Origin of the sequence: Mangrovimonas sp. ST2L15 (assembly GCF_001280515.1) — a bacterium.
Lineage (GTDB): Bacteria > Bacteroidota > Bacteroidia > Flavobacteriales > Flavobacteriaceae > Mangrovimonas > Mangrovimonas futianensis.
In genome coordinates, this window is the sequence record NZ_LBIQ01000014.1 from 55,408 (window position 1) to 73,017 (window position 17,610).

At 32.1% G+C, this 17,610-nt stretch carries 16 protein-coding genes; 13 read left to right on the plus strand and 3 right to left on the minus strand.

What is annotated here, in order from left to right; translation table 11 throughout:
• Positions 1-76 precede the first annotated feature (76 nt).
• Both gyrA and ZA07_RS00305 read left to right on the plus strand, forming a co-directional pair.
• Positions 77-2,632 (plus strand): DNA gyrase subunit A, encoded by a 2,556-nt coding sequence (gene gyrA, locus ZA07_RS00300; RefSeq protein WP_053969737.1) that lies wholly within the window; start codon positions 77-79, stop codon positions 2,630-2,632.
• A gap of 24 nt (positions 2,633-2,656) precedes the next feature.
• On the plus strand, positions 2,657-3,907 hold the full coding sequence (locus ZA07_RS00305) for a lipopolysaccharide assembly protein LapB (RefSeq protein WP_053969738.1): 1,251 nt from the start codon (positions 2,657-2,659) through the stop codon (positions 3,905-3,907).
• 52 nt (positions 3,908-3,959) lie between these two features.
• Here ZA07_RS00305 and ZA07_RS00310 read toward each other — a convergent pair whose 3' ends face one another.
• Together ZA07_RS00310 and ZA07_RS00315 are read right to left on the minus strand one after the other, a co-directional pair.
• The gene (locus ZA07_RS00310) at positions 3,960-4,709 is read right to left on the minus strand and encodes a C40 family peptidase (protein ID WP_053969739.1); all 750 of its coding nucleotides are present in this window, start codon (positions 4,707-4,709) and stop codon (positions 3,960-3,962) included.
• A gap of 13 nt (positions 4,710-4,722) precedes the next feature.
• A complete protein-coding gene (locus ZA07_RS00315; RefSeq protein ID WP_053969740.1) occupies positions 4,723-5,901 on the minus strand; it encodes an acetyl-CoA C-acyltransferase in 1,179 nt (392 codons plus the stop codon).
• 125 nt (positions 5,902-6,026) lie between these two features.
• Between ZA07_RS00315 and ZA07_RS00320 the strand changes: the two genes are divergently transcribed.
• The 7 genes from ZA07_RS00320 (at position 6,027) to ZA07_RS00350 (ending at position 13,935) form a co-directional block, all read left to right on the plus strand.
• Complete coding sequence (locus ZA07_RS00320; RefSeq protein WP_053969741.1) at positions 6,027-8,081, plus strand: HD family phosphohydrolase; 2,055 nt, start codon at positions 6,027-6,029, stop codon at positions 8,079-8,081.
• Positions 8,082-8,326: 245 nt separating this feature from the next.
• On the plus strand, positions 8,327-9,544 hold the full coding sequence (locus tag ZA07_RS00325) for a site-specific integrase (RefSeq protein WP_053969742.1): 1,218 nt from the start codon (positions 8,327-8,329) through the stop codon (positions 9,542-9,544).
• A gap of 503 nt (positions 9,545-10,047) precedes the next feature.
• Positions 10,048-11,496, plus strand: a complete 1,449-nt coding sequence (locus tag ZA07_RS00330) for a hypothetical protein (protein ID WP_157492000.1) — start codon at positions 10,048-10,050, stop codon at positions 11,494-11,496.
• Positions 11,497-11,577: 81 nt separating this feature from the next.
• The gene (locus ZA07_RS00335; protein ID WP_197276676.1) at positions 11,578-11,928 is read left to right on the plus strand and encodes a helix-turn-helix domain-containing protein; all 351 of its coding nucleotides are present in this window, start codon (positions 11,578-11,580) and stop codon (positions 11,926-11,928) included.
• Positions 11,928-12,224 carry a hypothetical protein gene (locus tag ZA07_RS00340; RefSeq protein WP_053969745.1) on the plus strand — a complete coding sequence of 99 codons (297 nt, stop codon included), beginning with the start codon at positions 11,928-11,930 and terminating at the stop codon, positions 12,222-12,224. The genes ZA07_RS00335 and ZA07_RS00340 overlap by 1 nt, the downstream gene beginning before the upstream one ends.
• A gap of 10 nt (positions 12,225-12,234) precedes the next feature.
• Complete coding sequence (locus tag ZA07_RS00345) at positions 12,235-13,104, plus strand: hypothetical protein (RefSeq protein WP_053969746.1); 870 nt, start codon at positions 12,235-12,237, stop codon at positions 13,102-13,104.
• A 249-nt stretch (positions 13,105-13,353) separates the two neighbouring features.
• Positions 13,354-13,935, plus strand: a complete 582-nt coding sequence (locus ZA07_RS00350) for a hypothetical protein (protein WP_053969747.1) — start codon at positions 13,354-13,356, stop codon at positions 13,933-13,935.
• On the opposite strand, the gene ZA07_RS00355 is transcribed toward ZA07_RS00350, so the two are convergent.
• Positions 13,924-14,310: a surface-adhesin E family protein gene (locus ZA07_RS00355; protein ID WP_053969748.1), complete on the minus strand. Its 387-nt coding sequence runs from the start codon at positions 14,308-14,310 to the stop codon at positions 13,924-13,926. The two genes, ZA07_RS00350 and ZA07_RS00355, sit on opposite strands and share 12 nt — an antisense overlap.
• Before the next feature lie 85 nt (positions 14,311-14,395).
• Here ZA07_RS00355 and ZA07_RS00360 point away from each other — a divergent pair, with 85 nt between their 5' ends.
• From ZA07_RS00360 to ZA07_RS00375, 4 genes are all read left to right on the plus strand, one after another.
• Positions 14,396-15,205 (plus strand): SOS response-associated peptidase, encoded by an 810-nt coding sequence (locus ZA07_RS00360; RefSeq protein WP_053969749.1) that lies wholly within the window; start codon positions 14,396-14,398, stop codon positions 15,203-15,205.
• Positions 15,206-15,469: 264 nt separating this feature from the next.
• Entirely contained in the window at positions 15,470-15,907 is a 438-nt protein-coding gene (locus ZA07_RS00365; RefSeq protein ID WP_053969750.1) for a hypothetical protein, read from the plus strand.
• Between the two features lie 2 nt (positions 15,908-15,909).
• Positions 15,910-16,833, plus strand: a complete 924-nt coding sequence (locus ZA07_RS00370; RefSeq protein ID WP_053969751.1) for a hypothetical protein — start codon at positions 15,910-15,912, stop codon at positions 16,831-16,833.
• A gap of 120 nt (positions 16,834-16,953) precedes the next feature.
• A partial coding sequence (locus tag ZA07_RS00375) for a hypothetical protein (protein WP_157492001.1) occupies positions 16,954-17,610 on the plus strand: 657 nt, incomplete at its 3' end.

Genomic DNA, 17,610 nt, shown 5'->3' on the forward strand with positions numbered 1-17,610 from the left:
AATCACCTGCTATTACTACTATAATGGTTATATTAGCACGAATGTAAACTTTTGAAATTAACTAATTAATTTATATATGGTAGAAGGAGAAAAACTCATTCCAATTAACATTGAAGATGAAATGAAATCGGCTTACATTGATTATTCAATGTCGGTCATCGTGTCACGTGCTTTACCAGATGTAAGAGATGGTCTTAAGCCCGTTCACCGAAGAGTTCTTTTCGGTATGCATGAATTAGGAGTAAGATCTAATACAGCATACAAGAAATCTGCAAGAATTGTTGGAGAGGTTTTAGGTAAATATCATCCCCATGGAGATACTTCTGTTTATGATACTATGGTACGTATGGCTCAAGAGTGGAGTCTGCGATACATGTTGGTAGATGGACAGGGAAACTTTGGGTCTGTTGATGGTGATAGTCCAGCGGCGATGCGTTATACAGAGGCAAGAATGAGAAAGATATCAGAGGATATGCTTGCTGATATTGATAAAGATACTGTAGACCACCGTTTAAATTTTGATGATACATTACAAGAGCCAACTGTTTTACCAACTAGAATTCCTGGTCTTTTAGTTAATGGGGCTTCTGGGATAGCTGTAGGTATGGCAACCAACATGCCTCCGCATAACTTATCTGAAGTTGTTGATGGTACAGTAGCTTATATAGATAATAATGAGATTGACGTTGATGAGTTAATGACTCACATCAAAGCACCTGATTTTCCAACAGGAGGAACAATCTATGGATATGATGGCGTTAAAGAAGCATTTCATACTGGGCGTGGACGTATTGTTATGCGTGCCAAAGCTAATATAGAGGAAGTTAATGGAAGAGAATGTATTATTGTAACTGAGATTCCATACCAAGTTAATAAAGCAGAAATGATTAAAAAGACTGCAGACTTGGTTAATGATAAAAAGTTAGATGGTATTTCAACCATTCGTGATGAGTCCGACAGAAATGGGATGCGAATAGTGTATGTGTTGAAGCGTGATGCTATTCCTAATATTGTTTTAAACAAGCTTTATAAATACACCGCTTTACAATCTTCTTTTAGCGTTAACAACATTGCCTTAGTTAATGGTAGACCAGAATTGTTAAATCTTAAAGATTTAATTCTTCATTTTGTGGAACACCGTCATGAGGTTGTAGTAAGAAGAACCACTTACGAATTGCGTAAAGCTGAAGAGCGTGCCCACATATTAGAAGGTTTAATTATCGCTTCTGATAACATTGATGAGGTCATTGCAATCATTAGAGGTTCTTCAAATGCTGAGGAAGCTCGGGAAAAATTAATGGAACGCTTTAAGTTGACTGAGATTCAAGCAAAGGCTATTGTAGAAATGCGTTTGCGTCAGTTAACGGGTCTAGAACAAGACAAACTTCGTTCAGAGTATGAAGAACTTTTAAAGACCATTGAGGATTTAAAGGACATTCTTGATAAGAAGGACCGAAGAATGGACATTATTAAACAAGAATTACTTGAGGTTAAGGATAAATATGGAGATGAGCGTCGTTCGGTTATTGAATATGCTGGTGGCGATTTAAGTATTGAGGATATGATTCCTGATGAGAAGGTAGTTATTACCATTTCTCATGCTGGTTATGTTAAGCGTACACCTTTATCTGAATACAAAACCCAAAATAGAGGTGGAGTAGGTCAGAAAGCATCTACTACAAGAAATGAAGACTTTTTAGAAGATATGTTTGTTGGTACCAACCACCAGTACATGCTATTCTTTACCCAAAAAGGTAAGTGTTTCTGGATGCGGGTTTATGAAATTCCAGAGGGAAGCAGAACCTCAAAAGGTAGAGCCATCCAAAATCTAATCAATATTGAACAGGATGATAAGGTAAAAGCCTTTATCTGTACACAAGATCTTAAAGACGAAGATTATATAAACAGTCATTATGTCATAATGGCAACCAAAAAAGGTCAGGTTAAGAAAACGTCTCTTGAACAATACTCCAGACCGAGAACGAATGGTATCAATGCCATTACAATTAAAGAGGACGACGAATTACTGGAAGCAAAGTTAACAACTGGAGAAAGCCAGGTGATGATTGCCTTAAAATCAGGAAAAGCGATTCGTTTTGAAGAAGCCAAAACCAGACCAATGGGAAGAAATGCTTCTGGAGTACGAGGTATTACCCTAGCTAGCAACAAAGATGAAGTTGTTGGTATGATTACCATTAATAATCCACAGGAAGAAACTGTTTTAGTTGTTTCTGAAAATGGTTATGGAAAGCGTACGTTTATTGATGACCCAGAAACTGGTGAAGAAATTTATCGCATTACCAACCGTGGAGGAAAAGGGGTCAAGACCATTTCAATTACAGATAAAACCGGAAATTTGGTGGCCATTAAAAATGTCTCTGATACCGACGGATTAATGATTATTAATAAATCGGGAATTGCCATCAGAATGGAAGTAAAAGATTTACGTACCATGGGTCGTGCAACTCAAGGTGTTAAGTTGATCAATTTGAAAAATAATGATTCCATTGCAGCAGTTGCCAAAGTAAAGCAAGATGAAGATGATATGGAAGATTTGGAAGGCAATGAGAATATTGTTGATCAAAATGATGATGGCACAACTCTTGATACAACACAGGACAGTGAACAATAAATTATAAAATAAATACGAAACGCAATGAAAAAACAATTAGTTGTAGCATTGACATTGGCAATTTCTTCGTTTTCTTTTGCTCAAAAAAAAGAATTGAAGAACGCTGAAAAGGCTATAAAGAATAATAATTATGCAGAAGCAAAAGCTGCATTGTCTGAAGCGGAGGGATTGATGTCCTCCATGGATGATAAATTAAAATCAAAATATTACTATTTAAAAGCAGCTTCTTTATATGCTGGAGGTAACGGAAGCAATCCAGATATAAAAACGGCTTTAGGTGACTTGGAAAATGTTACTGCTGATTATCAAACGGAAGCTGCAGAATTAAAAACTCAAATGGTACAAAATTTCCTAACTAAGGGAAATGATGCTTATGAGAAAAAGGACTATAGTACATCTTCAAAGTATTTTGAAAATGCCTATAGAGCTTCCACCCAAGATACTTTATACCTATATTATGCAGCAGCGACTGCGGTAAGTGTTCAAGAATATGATCGTGCGTTGACGCTTTATGAAGAATTGAATACTTTAGGATATGAAGGCGTTGAAACTCAGTTTGTGGCTACAAATAAAGAGAGTGGTGAAGTAGAAACTTTTGATGACCAAAATATGAGGGATTTATCTGTAAAAGCAGGAACTCATATCAAACCGTCCACTCAAAAAACAGATTCTAAACGTCCTGAAATCATTAAAAACATAGCGCTTATTTACATCAATAATGGTGAAAATGAAAAGGCAGAAGCTGCTATGGAAGAAGCTAGAAAGGAAAATCCAGATGATTTGAATCTATTGATGTCACAAGCTAATCTGTATTTCAAAATGGGAAAAACAGATAAGTTTAAAAGTGCTATTGAAGAAGCTGCAGCTAAAGATCCTAATAATCCAGAATTACAATTTAATTTAGGTGTAGTTGCGCAAGAGTCCGAAGATTTGGAAGCGGCTGAAAAGTATTATAAAAAAGCGATTGAATTGGATCCTACCTATTTAAATGCGGAAATCAATTTAGCTGCTTTGATTTTAGGTAGAGAAACGGCTATTGTTGAAGAAATGAACGGACTTGGAAATTCTTCTGCTGATAACAAAAGATATGATGAGTTAAAAGAGGAAAGAACTCAGGTTTATAAGAGTGCAGTTCCATATTTAGAAAACGTTTTGAAACAAGATCCTGATAACTTAGAGGTAACAAAAACCTTAATGAATATTTATAGTGCTTTAGGAGATACTGCAAAATTTAAAGCAATGAAAGCTAAAGTAGATGAATTGAGTAAGGGCTAGTATAAATTTTAATACTACAATAAAAAAGTCGCAATGAAAATTGCGACTTTTTTTATATGATCTTTTTAATCACCCTTAGTTTATGGGTGTGTCTTCTTAAATCTTGATTGAAAATACCAGAGTGGTCAATGCGGTCAATCCTTACCTTGCCATGGGCATGAATGATATAATTGTCATTCATGATAATTCCAACATGAACTATATTTCCCTCATTATTGTCAAAAAAGGCTAAATCACCAGGTTCACTCTCTTCAATAAAACTGAGAGCCTCTCCTTGAGTGGCCTGTTGGGAAGCATCTCTAAAAATAGAATAACCATTTAGACGATATACCATTTGGGTGAATCCTGAGCAATCGATTCCGAAAGGTGTTTTCCCTCCCCAAAGGTAAGGAGCGTTTAAGTAATTGAAAGCTGTCTCTAAAAGAAATTCTTTGCCATTTTTTCCCTGAAATTTATGACCATCATGTTTATGATTCAAAAGGGGTAAACCGTTTAAGGTTGATCCCATTGGGATTGGGTAAAGCTGGTCATTTGAATCTTGTACAAATTCCACCAAATCAGTTGATAGAATTGGGGATGAAGATTTCAGGTGCAGGTAATCCTCTTCCGAAATTTCAAGATATTGCTTGTTGTCAATCCAACCTTCATATTTATCATGAGAAATACGGATTCTGCTCCATTGTTTCCTTTGTTCGAGAACTTTAAAAAATTCACCGTACAAGACTTGTGATACCAATTCAGTTTTATCTGAAGGCTCCAATCTTAAAGGAACAATACCAAGGTTACAGATTCCGTACTTCATTCAATATAATGGCTTAATTTCTTTCTATAACCATTGCTGATGCACCACCACCGCCATTACAGATAGCAGCCGCACCAATTTTAGCATTATTTTGTTCTAATACATTTAATAAGGTTATCAGAATACGTACCCCAGAACATCCTAATGGGTGTCCTAATGATACCGCACCACCGTTCACATTGACTTTATCATCTGATAGACCTAAAATTTTCATATTTGCCAATCCAACAACTGAAAATGCTTCATTAAACTCAAAGTAATCCACATCATCTATAGATAGTCCAGCTTTGGCAAGTGCTTTTGGCAGTGCTTTAGCAGGAGCAGTTGTAAACCATTCAGGTTCATGAGCTGCATCAGCATAACTTTTTATGGTAGCTAAAATTTCCAATCCTAATTCTTCAGCTTTTTCCTTACTCATTAGAACCATGGCTCCAGCACCATCATTAATGGTAGAGGCATTTGCAGCTGTTACAGTACCATCCTTTGTAAAGGCTGGTCTTAAAGCAGGGATTTTATCTAATTTGACATTAGTGAATTCCTCATCTCTAGAAACTACCAATGCGTCACCTCTTCGTTGCGGTACTTCAACAGGAATTACCTCATTATCAAACTTTCCAGTTTCCCATGCATCAGCCGATCTCTTATACGATTGAATTGCGAAAGCATCTTGGTCTTCCCTTGAAAATTCATACTTCACAGCGCAAGCATCTGCACATACACCCATGGCATTATTATCGTAAGCATCTACCAATCCATCTTTTTGTAATCCATCTTCCAAAGTAGCTGGTCCAAATTTTGTCCCTGTTCTTGCATGATAATAATGTGGAATCATACTCATGTTTTCCATACCTCCAGCAACCACAATATCGGCATCACCTAAAGCAATAGACTGCGCAGCATTCATAACACTTTTCATTCCAGAAGAACATACTTTGTTGATTGTGGTACATGGAACCGTATTTGGTATTCCTGCGTAAATAGCAGCTTGTCTTGCTGGTGCTTGTCCGGCACCTGCTTGAACCACATGGCCCATAAAAACTTCATCAACCATTTCAGGTTTTAATTGTATTTTATCCAAGGCTCCCTTAATGGCAACAGCCCCAAGTCTTGGCGCAGGTATAGTGGATAACGATCCTAAAAAACTTCCTATCGGTGTTCTAGCAGCAGAAACAATAACTACTTGTTTACTCATAATTAGTGATTTTTTTGTGTTGAGCAAAATTAATCAAATTTTACAAGAATATAGAACAAATCAGATTTTAGGACTTCGGACATTGGACAATATTTTTATTACATTTGAAACTCTGAATGTTATCAATGAAAGACCTTGTAAATTTCTTCTATAAGAACCATTCCTTACTGTATAAAGTTCTTCTTTTTGTATGTACCACATTTATAATCGTTTACCTGTTTCCCAAGAGTGGAAAATTTAAATACGATTTTGAAAGAGGGAAACCTTGGCAATCAGAAAATCTTTATGCCCCTTTTGATTTTGCCATTAAAAAATCTGAAACGGAAATAGACCAAGAAAAGAAGCAAATTCAATCAGAGTCTTACTTGTATTTTAATTTAGATTCCAGTGTTAAAGAGTCTGTTTTAAACATTTATAATGAGGAATTTAAAGTAGATTTTCCAGATTCAATTTTGGTTGGTAGAAAAAGGGATGTTTACCAATTTGGAATGGACTTTTTAAACAATCTCTATGCTCATGGGGTCTTGAGTGAAGATTATGATTTTGCAGAAGAGAAACAAGCCATAATACTAGACGACAACGTTGAAAAGAAAACAGTAAACTATTCTGAATTGATTAAGCAAAGCCAGATAAAGGCAATGTTAAACAATCAATTAAATAAGAAAGGTTTATCACAGTTTACCACACAGTATGTAGCCTTGTTCTTTGATATCATTGAGCCTAACCTAACCTTCAATAAAAATTTGACGGAAAAGTCTCTTCAAAACGAACTCGATAAAATATCCTACACACGTGGCAGTGTGGAACGAGGTACTTTACTTATTTCTAAAGGTGAGGTCGTTGAGGGTGACAAGTTTCAGAAATTAAAATCTTTAGAAGCTGAATATGAATCGCAAGTATGGACGAAAGCCAATTACAATTGGGTTTTGGTGGCATACACCTTATTGGTCTCATTAGCCTTATTAATGTTGTTACTCTTTTTGCGTAAATACCGGTTTGAGGTCTATGAAAACAACACTAAGGTTACTTTTATCTTTTTCAATATTTTATTGATGGTATTCCTTACCACCTTGGTAGTTAATTTTAATTCACAGTATATCTATGTAGTTCCTATATGCATACTTCCATTGGTTTTGAAAGCTTTTTTTGATGCACGCTTAGGGTTGTTTTCACATGTCTTGACGGTTTTGCTTTTAGGTTTTATAGTTCCTAATAGTTACGAATATATGTTTTTGCAAATTATTGCGGGAATAGTAACTATTTTAACGGTTTCTGAACTTTATAAAAGGGCCAATCTGTTTATTTCTGTAGGACAGATTACCTTAATATATTTAATAGCTTATTTCGCTTTTTATGTGATTCATGAAGGAAGTGTAGATGGTATTCAGTTGGTGACCTTTGGAATGTTTGTGTTATGTGGATTGGCGACACTATTTGCTCAACCCCTTATTTATGCCTATGAGAAGTTGTTTGGTTTGGTTTCTGACGTTTCACTATTGGAATTGTCTGATACCAATTCTAAGTTATTAAAAGAACTTTCTAACAAGGCTCCGGGAACTTTCCATCACTCCTTGAATGTTGCCAATTTGTGTGAAGCTGCAGCCAGTGAAATAGGGGCTAATGCTATGTTGGTGAGAGTAGGGGCATTGTATCACGATATAGGTAAAATGTCCAATCCCACTTATTTTACCGAAAATCAGTCGACGGGAATCAATCCACATGATGAATTATCGGCTCGGGAAAGTGCAAAAATCATTATTGATCACGTCATCAATGGCATTGAAATAGCTAAAAAGAATAACCTTCCAGATCGTATTATTGATTTTATAAGAACCCACCACGGAACCAGTGTCGTTTATTTCTTTTATAAGAAAGAAAAAGAAGCTTTAATGCTGGATGAATTGGAGGTAGATGAATTTTCCTATCCAGGTCCTAAACCATTCAGTAAAGAAACAGCTATTTTAATGATGTGTGATAGTGTTGAAGCTGCTTCCAAAAGCTTAAAAGAACCGACTTCTACAAAAATTGATGCCTTTGTAGAAAACATTATTGATAAACAAATGGCGGACGGACAGTTTTTGAATGCCAATATTACCTTTAAAGAGATACAGTCCATTAAAAAGGTTTTAAAACGGAAACTGGCGAATATTTACCATCTTAGGATTGAATATCCTGAATAAAACAAAAAAGCCATATCAAATGATATGGCTTTTTTTTGTGATCGCGACAGGATTCGAACCTGTGACCGTCTGCTTAGAAGGCATAAACTAAGTTACAAATCAAACAAATATTTAAATGTATTAAAACCTTTATAAGTCAAACAATTATAAAGGTTTTATGTTTATAACTTATGGATTTATTTACTGTTTACTTTGTGCTATTGGGTTAAATTTGTGTTACAAATGTGTTACAAACCAAAATTACAATGAAAGCAACAGCGGAGATTTACTTAGACCCAAGAGAAAAAGCTACTGGAGAATGTTCTGTAAAGATTAGAGTAACTTATAACAGAAAGCGTAAATACTACTCTACAGGAATAGATTTAACTGTTGGTGAGTTTGAAAAAATAATTAGGAGTAAAAGGCGAAGTCATGAGCAAAAGGCTATTTTGACCAAACTAGAAGTTTTTAAAGCTAAGGCAAACAAAGTTATTGACAATTTAAAGGTGTTTACTTTTACTAAATTTTCCGAGGGCTATTTTGAGAGCAGGGATGTTAATAACGATGTATCATACGCATTTGATAAAAAAATAGAAGAGCTTAAAGAAAATGGTAAGATTGGAACAGCTGTTACTTATGAATGTTCCAAGAAAAGTATTATTGGTTTTAAATCTAATCTAACATTTGCGGAAATAACACCTTCCTTTTTGCGTAAATATGAAAAAAAAATGCTTGAAAAAGGTAGAAGCACAACTACAATAAGTATGTATCTTAGAAGTTTAAGGTCGATTTATAACGCTCAAAATATTGATAAAACCCTTTATCCTTTTGGTCGTGGAAAGAACAAATACACTATTCCTACAGCTAAAAATATAAAAAAGGCTTTAACCTTAGATGAGGTTGCAAAAATTTACAATTATGAACCAATTACAGAATCCGAAGCAATGGCACGTGATTATTGGATGTTTTTGTATTTATGTAATGGAATGAATGTAAAAGACTTTTGTTTGCTTAAATGGGAAAATATAAACAATGATATTATAACCTATGAACGTGCAAAAACCTCATCAACAAATTCTGATAAAAAAGAAATTAGAATTGCATTAAAGGATGAAAGTAAGGCTATTATTAATAAATGGGGGGTAAAATCTTTAAATAAAGAAGCGTTTGTATTTCCTCACTTAATTAAAGAAATGACACCAGAAAAACAAAGAAGGGTTTATCAAGATTTAACAAAGCTTATAAATAAATACATACAGCGAATCACTAAAAAGTTGGAAATACCTCATCATGTAACAACATACAGTGCAAGACATAGTTTTGCAACGGTTTTAAAACGTTCAGGAGCTAATATTTCAATGATTAGTGATTTACTTGGACATTCAGATTTAAAGGTTACACAAAACTACTTGGATAGCTTTGAAAATGAACAAATCCAAGCCCAGACAGATGTGCTAACTACTGGATTTAATATTGCAAAATAGTGCAAGTTTGTTCTATTCGAAATAATGACAGCAAAACAAGTGAAAATTAAATTGGATTTGTAATGAAGGAACAACTTGAAAGAAAGTTTAAGGAAATAGGATGTTTAAATATTGATGAATTAACTCATAAATTACATGAATACAATACCATTAGTGAAAAATTAGATTACTTAAAGATAATCAATGAGAGGTATTATGTAAAGTTTCAAAATGTTGTTAATAGTTTTTCAGCAGAAGAAAAAAGTTATTTTTATTCAAATAATAATAGAAATCAATTTTGGGAAATGGTCTTTGGAAGAGATCCCCTGATAAGTAGTTTGAATATTCCAAAGTTAGTTTTTAGGGAACATTTTAATAATCACCTTAACAATCCTGAATTGACTTATTGGTTTTTAAAGTATAATTCCCAATTAGCATTTAATCATTACATCGATAGGCAAGAGTTTAAAAATAAAATGAACTCAGAACTAAAAGCAGATTTAATAAAAGCTGAATTAAAACAGTTGAATGAATTTGAAGAAAAGGCAAAGAAATTACTCATTAATAATGAAATAGATATTTATAGACCACATAGAAACAGTTATAAATATCACCAAGAAATAATTTTGTTAAGAGTTCTTGATGGAAATTATTATAAAGAGAATCCAATTAATCAAATTAGTGGTTATGGTGATGAAGTACAGGCTTTTTTTAAATATAAATTGTTAAAGTCCTATTTGGTTAATAAACTAAATGAGTTTCCTCCAAAAATCACCGCATTATTTGAATTTATAGCTTATTTACATTCTAGAATAGAGAGTTTCAATCAATTCAATGATTTGATAGAAGAACTTGAAGAATTGGATGAGGAACGAAATAAATTTAAACCAGAATCTAATTATAAAGACAAGCTTAAATACGATCAAATACAAGCAGATATAGAAGATAAGTTTAAAACTTTACAAAACAATACTGCAAATTGTATCAAGGCTAAAGCTAAAGAGTTGAATTTAAGTAATTTTAATAATGAACCAAGCTTTGATTTTAGTGCAGTTGAAACGGAAATTAGACAGTTGAAAAGGAATTTCAGAAGCCAAGATTTACCTATAATTTTCAAACATAAAGAGTTATACCTAAAGTACAGAAATAGTACTCATAAAACATTTTTATCCCTTGGTTTTTTCTTTAATGAGTTGGATAGATTAACCAAAAGCCTTTTTGATTATTTTAAAGACTCTGACAAAAACGAATTTGAAGCATTTGAAACCAAGGGTATTGAAGTAAATAGTATTGCAGAAGCTATAATAGGGTTCAACCAAGGTAAAACTAAATTTATAATTCCTACTCCTATGGATGAAAGGAAAGGGAGATTATCAAATAAACTCGCGGACTTTTATTTTTTTCAAATCAAACTTGAAACCCATCAAAGAAAAGTAAATAACAACGACGGTATTTTAACCCCTGAAAACTGGGAACAGCAGAAAGAAACGTTCATTTCTCAAAGAATGGCTATTTACAAAGATAGTTACACCCTAGAAGAAAAGTTAAAATTAGAACTTTCAGCACTCGAAAAACTGCCTATCAATGAAACGGACTATCAAGTATTAAAAGACCGTTACAAAGCCTATTTGGAACAAAAACAAACTCTATCTAATCAATCACCTACAACTAAAAATGATACAATAAGGCTTACAGCTAAACATTATGTTTTAGCCTTTTTATTAGAGTGTAATGCTAAAGGAAAAGGCTTACCAGTTGGACGCAAAAAAGAAATAGAGAAAATTGGAAATAAGAAAATGGGTCCGAAAAAAGGAAACCGTTTTTATAAAGTATTCAATGAATTAGTGAACAAAGATTTAAACGTTGAAAAGAACCTTATTGAGATAGGGGGAGAAAATTGGCGTAAAATAATTAAAGACATTTCAGAAGAACCAGAAGAAATTGAAGCCTTTCTACAAACAAAACAACTGTAAAATAGTGCTAAAGTAGGGCAACGCCCCGATACGCCCCGAAAAACGCCCTGTCAATTTTGTGTGTAATTTAAATTAATTATTATGCACAATTTAGTATTAAGTCCTATTGACCCCGAAAAACTCATTAGAGATATTTCTGATAGAGTAACTGCAAATATTCTTAAAGCAGTTCAGAGCAAAACCCAAAATACTGAAAAACCCGAAGAACTTTTAACTGTTCAAGAGGCTGCACAGTTCCTTAACCTTACAGTACCTACCATTTATAGCAAGGTAAGTAAAGGAGAATTGCCTGTAATGAAAAGAAGCAAACGCCTATACTTTTCAAGTGTTGAACTTATGGGGTATCTGAAAAAAGGTCGTAAAAAGTCAAACGCTGAAATAGAAAAGGAAGCGGAAGCTTATTTGTCTAACAATAAAAAAGGGTTGAGGTAATGGAAAATAATAACAACAACCCTTTGCATAATAGACAGTGTAAAGGTAAAGACTTTAAGAGCCAACTGAAAACCATATTTCAGTATTTACAAGAACATATTGCCACTGCTTCAATGATTTCTGAAGCTACAGGAATACCACAAAAGAATATTTGTAGGTATAAACGTGATTTAGAAAGTGTAGGAAGGCTTTGGGAGGTGGAGAAAAAGTTATGTAAAAAGACAGGTTTTAAGGCTTGGTATTTAACCACTAATCCAGACTATAACCCTAATTCAAATCAATTAGAATTATTCTAATGGGTAAGTCATGGAATATATTAATTCGGGCTATGTGCCTATTGATTTCATAAAGGCTAAAGTAGTAGGTATGAAACCTGAAGACTTTGAGAATAATCCTAACTTAGGTGAACCTAAAAGTATTTATGATGGTGAATTATTAACCAAAACAATTTATAAATACAAGAACCTAATAATTAAGATATTTCAAAATGGTAAGAGAATAGAGTTTTCAGGTAGTTTACACGTATTTTATAATGATGGCAAGCATAATTATAATGATTTTACCCTAAGGCAATTTAAAGCTTCCTTAGCCCTTCTAAAGAGTTGTTTGGGCATCAGTCCTGAAAACTTGTATTTATTGCATTTGGAATGGGGTTATAACCTTATTCCCCCTAGAAGGACAAATGATATTTTAGATAGTTTGATACAGCACGTATCTGTAAATAAAACCGTGGGTATAGATTGCAAAATTGAAGGTAAGTATATTCAATTCAAACATTCAAATATGATATTGAAGGTTTACAATAAAGGGAAGCAATTCAAATTAGATACCGAGCTAATAAGAATTGAAATTAAACAAACAAACTGGAGTAGATACAGGGCTATGGGATTAAAAACATTAAAAGATTTTATTCTGTTTGATAAATCAATTTTTTTTAATGAATTATTAGTGCAATGGGATAAAATAATAATGTTTGATTTGGATATAAATAAAGCAGGTGAAGACCTTAAATACAACGGTTCAAGATATTGGGATGAGTTGAGAAGGTCAAAATCACGAAAAGGTTTTAAATACCATTTTGATAAATTAAAGAGGCTTAATTTGAAAAATGGCTTTGATACTGTCAATAAAATAAAAAATGAACTAATAAAAAAGGGTAACGAATTACAGCTTTAGATATGGGTAATTTATTCCAGATTTAACTATAGTTAGAATTTGTTACCTTAAAGTTCCCTAGTTATTTAGGTTATATTTTGTAAGGTTTCACTCAACAATATCAAGAGCTTGTAAAATGGTGTAAACGATTATAAACACAATTATTAGTTTAATTATAATGCGACCTACTTTTGAATAAAAAAACCACATACGAGGGTCATTCTTTTTATAGTTGTCCATGCTCAAATTTTATAACATAAATATAATAAAATGCCTAAACCTTATACATTCCCAACATTATACGATGACGTTTTGCAGATTGATATAACCAAATTGAAAGAATGGGGTTATTTAGTTCATGACCGAGTTAAGGAAGGTATTTTAAGATGGAGTATAAACGGAGAAGAGATAGGGAGTGTATCTATTAAAGTAAATATGCACACAAGTTTACCTTATTTAAGATTAAATTATAATTATAGGGGAGAACCTCGATCCTATCAAGTTTATTTGGATCCTATTACTTCTAATCTTGGGAAAGGCGTTATTTGGTATTTTAAATGTCCAGTTACACATAAACGATGTAGAAAATTATATTCTATTGGAGGGCATTTTTTACATAGGGATGCGTTTAAAGGTTGTATGTATGAGAGTCAAACGAAAAGTAAAAAGTATAGGGAAATGGATAAAACTTTTGGAGTTTATTTTAAAGCTGATATGCTATTTGAACAACTTTATCAAAAACATTTTAAAAAGACCTATGCAGGAAAGCCTACAAAAAAATACCTACGACTATTAGAACAAATAGAAATGTATGAAAGTGTACCTTATCCAAGTATAGACTTACTCCTTTGAATTACAAAATATGAATAAAACCTTTTCACCTACGGATTCGGGGATAACATTTTCCATTATAGCAATATCACCGTTATCATTTGAACTAATCACATTTCCTTCATCGTCGTAATATACCTGAGCCAAAATACCAGTCATTTTTTTTTCGCAATCAAATTTAAATAACATTAACATACTCTTTAGTTTCTCCTTTTCTCCTAATAAATCCTCACTAATTTGTACTTCATTATATTCCCATTTCACCCATGCTGATGTTTCAGAGTGATTCCTGATGTACAATTTATATTCATCATTTTCATTTATTAAATCCCATTCTTGTGCTTGGATATTAAAATATGTACCAAATACAATCAAAAGGAAATAGAACTTCTTCATTTTTCAGTTAATTTTATTTTATAGAAATGTCTAATTTAGAAATAATTTCTAGAGAAATGATTAAATTCAGGTAAAGGTTCATAAAATGTGCTTCCATACAAAACAAACAGAAAAAGTAAAAAAATTAGAGGAACATTATAGTGTTGGTTTGTACAAAAAACAGGAGGATGCTAGGGAATCATTTGACATACCTTATTACCATCAAAATGGCTTTGACCACCCTTTTAATCTTATAATACCACAAGAAGCATCTAAGCTTTTAATAGTTGGTAAATGGGGCATTGTACCAGAAACATACAAACCAGAGGAAACTTCCTTGTACTATACTAAACAAATTAAATGGGGTTCAGGGTTAAACGCTCAAAGTGAAAAGGCGTTTGGATATTATTTTTATGAATTTAATGAAGCTATTTTACATCGAAGATGTATTATTCCAGTTACAGGGTTTTATGAACCTCATACACTTCCTAATGATGCTAAAATTCCCATTCATATTAAAAAGAAAGATGACGGGATAATATCTTTTGCGGGTATTTATTCAGTTTTGGAAGGAGGGTTAGTGACTTATACCATTTTTACAAAAAAGGCAAGTTCGATGTTTGCTGAAATTCATAACTCTAAAAAGAGACAACCTTTAATGTTAGGGTTAAACGAAACTAAGGTTTGGTTGAGTAAAGACTCTTCTGAGGATGAAATAACGGAACTATTAACTTTTGAATTTGATAATACGGAATTAGAGGCATATCCTGTAAGCAAAGATATAAATAGGAGGATTGATTCAAATGTATCAACAATAACAAATAAGGTTGATTACAGAGAAAGACCTAAGGAAATAAAGAACTTCAATTTGGATAACTATCAGGGTAAACCTTACTTACCTCATTTGTTTAATTAGGTTTAAATTAAACCCTATACCCCCCTAAAGCTGTTTTATGGCTATTCTTAGTTACACACATTAATTTTTTTCAGTTTTCAGAAATTTTGGTAAAACTTATAATAAATAAATCACCGAATTTCTAAATGAATTCATAGTTGTTTTAAAAAAAATGCTTAGTTTTAAGCAGCTTGATTTCAGGCTATTCTCTCCCTTTATTTAGATACTAGTAGGTAATTCCGTTACCTGTTCAATTTATTAAATCAACTTATAACTAATAACATTATGAGAAAACTAATTATGCTTTCTATTTTCCTTTCATTTCTAAATTGTAAAAATGATTTTAACAAAACTAAACCTGAGTATTACAATCCAGGAAATACTGCTATTGAAACTTTAAAAACAATGATTGTTTCTCACGCGGAAAGCCCTATGCAATTTCATCTGGAAGTAAATTATTATAAAGAAAATTTAGATGAGATTTTAAACTCTATTGAGATTGTTGAGAGTGTTGATTTTAGAAATAAATACGAAGAAGAATTGAAGGTAGTATTTTATAAGTTTTTTGTTGGGGCTAAAATGATTAGAAAAGTAGAGTATTTTCAAGTTCGTAATGATAAATATTTTATCAAAAGTGAATATATCAGTAAGTATTCTGATGATAGTAAAGAAAAGGAACTTGCAGAAAAAATAGACAATTGGAGAACAATAAATAAGTTTTGAATATGAGGAGATTAGTTGTTTGCTTTTTTTCGGTTTTTTTTAGCTGCTCTACATCAATTAAGGATAGTCAGGAATATAAAGAACTAGAAAAAGAAAATATGGAGTTGAAATCTATAATTAAGGAGCTTAAAAATACACCTGAAAGCAGATATATTATTGCCGAGAAGTTATATCAAGATGGGCAAAGAAATGAGGCTTTAAACAGGTATAAAGAAATCAATTCAAAGTTTACAGGAACAGAGTATGCTATTAAATCATCTGAAAGAATTAATGAAATAAATAATTTAATAGAGAAGGAAAGGGATGAGAAAATCAAATTGCAAAAAGCTCAGGAGTTAGAGGAAAAAAGGAAAAGAGAGTTGGGTTTTAAATTAGTGAAATCAAATTCCTCAATAAAATTAGATGATTTGACTTTGAAATTTTCGGATATAGGACTAAAAGGTTCTTTTACATTTGATTCTTATGGTGATACATATCATTATAGAAAGGCTGATAGAGGTTCTAGGTTTATAACTGCAAAAGTGTCAATTACTTCAAAATCTAATGATCCAAATTTGCCAACTATAATAGGGTACATTATGAAAGATGGTAAATTAACTTCTGTTACTCCTATAGGTCTGTCTTATAGATTCAGGAGGTGGGAGGATTACGGTTCATATTTAGGGAATGATGCAGACTATGGTAATGATTTTTCAAAAACCTCAACTATTCCATTTAATCTAGGTTATGAAATAAATAATGATAAAATTAACGGAGAAAAAATATATTTAGTTTTATGTAAGAACAGAACAGTTACTAGGAAGTATGATAGATTTGATAATCCTCCGATTTCCTATAATGGTTATTCGGGCTTTAAAATCAGCCTTAATGTTGATGATTTTGATGAAAATGGAGATTATATTTTAATTAAGATTATTAATGGCTAAATTTTTATAGTATTCTTTTTTTGAGAAAAATAACAATTTTTTATTCCTTTATCTTATGTAAGTAATTTTCTTACTTTTGGATTTTTTAACATTTTTAATAAGTTAATTACAATATTTTTCATGAATGATTTTTCAGGTGCAGTTTCAGCAGGAAATACAAATAAATTAATGCTTTTTGGTGGTTTAATTATTTTAATTATAAGCTTAGTTTTCATAATATATTATTGGAAAAATATAAAAGAAAAATTACTACCAACTTTAATTCTTTTAAGTAAGTATATTTATTTAGTATTTGTTATTCCAGCAATCATTTTTCTAATGATAGACTGGATTATTGAACCAGATATTTCTAATGAAGCTTCAAGACGTGTTTATTATTTTTTCAGGGAATTGGCCATTATAACATTCAGTGCTGGTATATTTTCTGCTTCAATTAAGTTTCTTGATGTACTAAATGTTTTTAAGAAAAACTTTAAGGATATAATTATGTCTGAAGACTTCAATAATATTATATCAAATAATGTGGAAAAATTGGCTTATTCCGAAGACCATCTGCTAAAGCAAAATAATTTAAATGAAATTTGGGAACAGGTAACTTTGTGTAAATACAAAAAGGATTTTAAAGAAATACATTTAAAATTAAAAAAGAAAATCTCTAATGATTTATTCACGAATAGCAGTATTTCTTATTACAATAAGAATTTTCAGGTCAATTATAAAATTAAGTTGTTAGAAAATGATGTTTTAGAAATTATTGAAACGACTACAGCGACTACT

Coding starts and splice junctions, on each gene's coding strand:
- ZA07_RS00320 (WP_053969741.1), top strand. CDS start 6,027: ATGAAAGACCTTGTAAATTTCTTCTATAAGAACCATTCCTTACTGTAT.
- ZA07_RS00370 (WP_053969751.1), top strand. CDS start 15,910: ATGAGGAGATTAGTTGTTTGCTTTTTTTCGGTTTTTTTTAGCTGCTCT.
- ZA07_RS00325 (WP_053969742.1), top strand. CDS start 8,327: ATGAAAGCAACAGCGGAGATTTACTTAGACCCAAGAGAAAAAGCTACT.
- ZA07_RS00355 (WP_053969748.1), bottom strand. CDS start 14,310: ATGAAGAAGTTCTATTTCCTTTTGATTGTATTTGGTACATATTTTAAT.
- ZA07_RS00365 (WP_053969750.1), top strand. CDS start 15,470: ATGAGAAAACTAATTATGCTTTCTATTTTCCTTTCATTTCTAAATTGT.
- ZA07_RS00305 (WP_053969738.1), top strand. CDS start 2,657: ATGAAAAAACAATTAGTTGTAGCATTGACATTGGCAATTTCTTCGTTT.
- ZA07_RS00310 (WP_053969739.1), bottom strand. CDS start 4,709: ATGAAGTACGGAATCTGTAACCTTGGTATTGTTCCTTTAAGATTGGAG.
- ZA07_RS00360 (WP_053969749.1), top strand. CDS start 14,396: ATGTGCTTCCATACAAAACAAACAGAAAAAGTAAAAAAATTAGAGGAA.
- ZA07_RS00340 (WP_053969745.1), top strand. CDS start 11,928: ATGGAAAATAATAACAACAACCCTTTGCATAATAGACAGTGTAAAGGT.
- ZA07_RS00315 (WP_053969740.1), bottom strand. CDS start 5,901: ATGAGTAAACAAGTAGTTATTGTTTCTGCTGCTAGAACACCGATAGGA.
- ZA07_RS00345 (WP_053969746.1), top strand. CDS start 12,235: ATGGAATATATTAATTCGGGCTATGTGCCTATTGATTTCATAAAGGCT.
- ZA07_RS00335 (WP_197276676.1), top strand. CDS start 11,578: ATGCACAATTTAGTATTAAGTCCTATTGACCCCGAAAAACTCATTAGA.
- gyrA (WP_053969737.1), top strand. CDS start 77: ATGGTAGAAGGAGAAAAACTCATTCCAATTAACATTGAAGATGAAATG.
- ZA07_RS00350 (WP_053969747.1), top strand. CDS start 13,354: ATGCCTAAACCTTATACATTCCCAACATTATACGATGACGTTTTGCAG.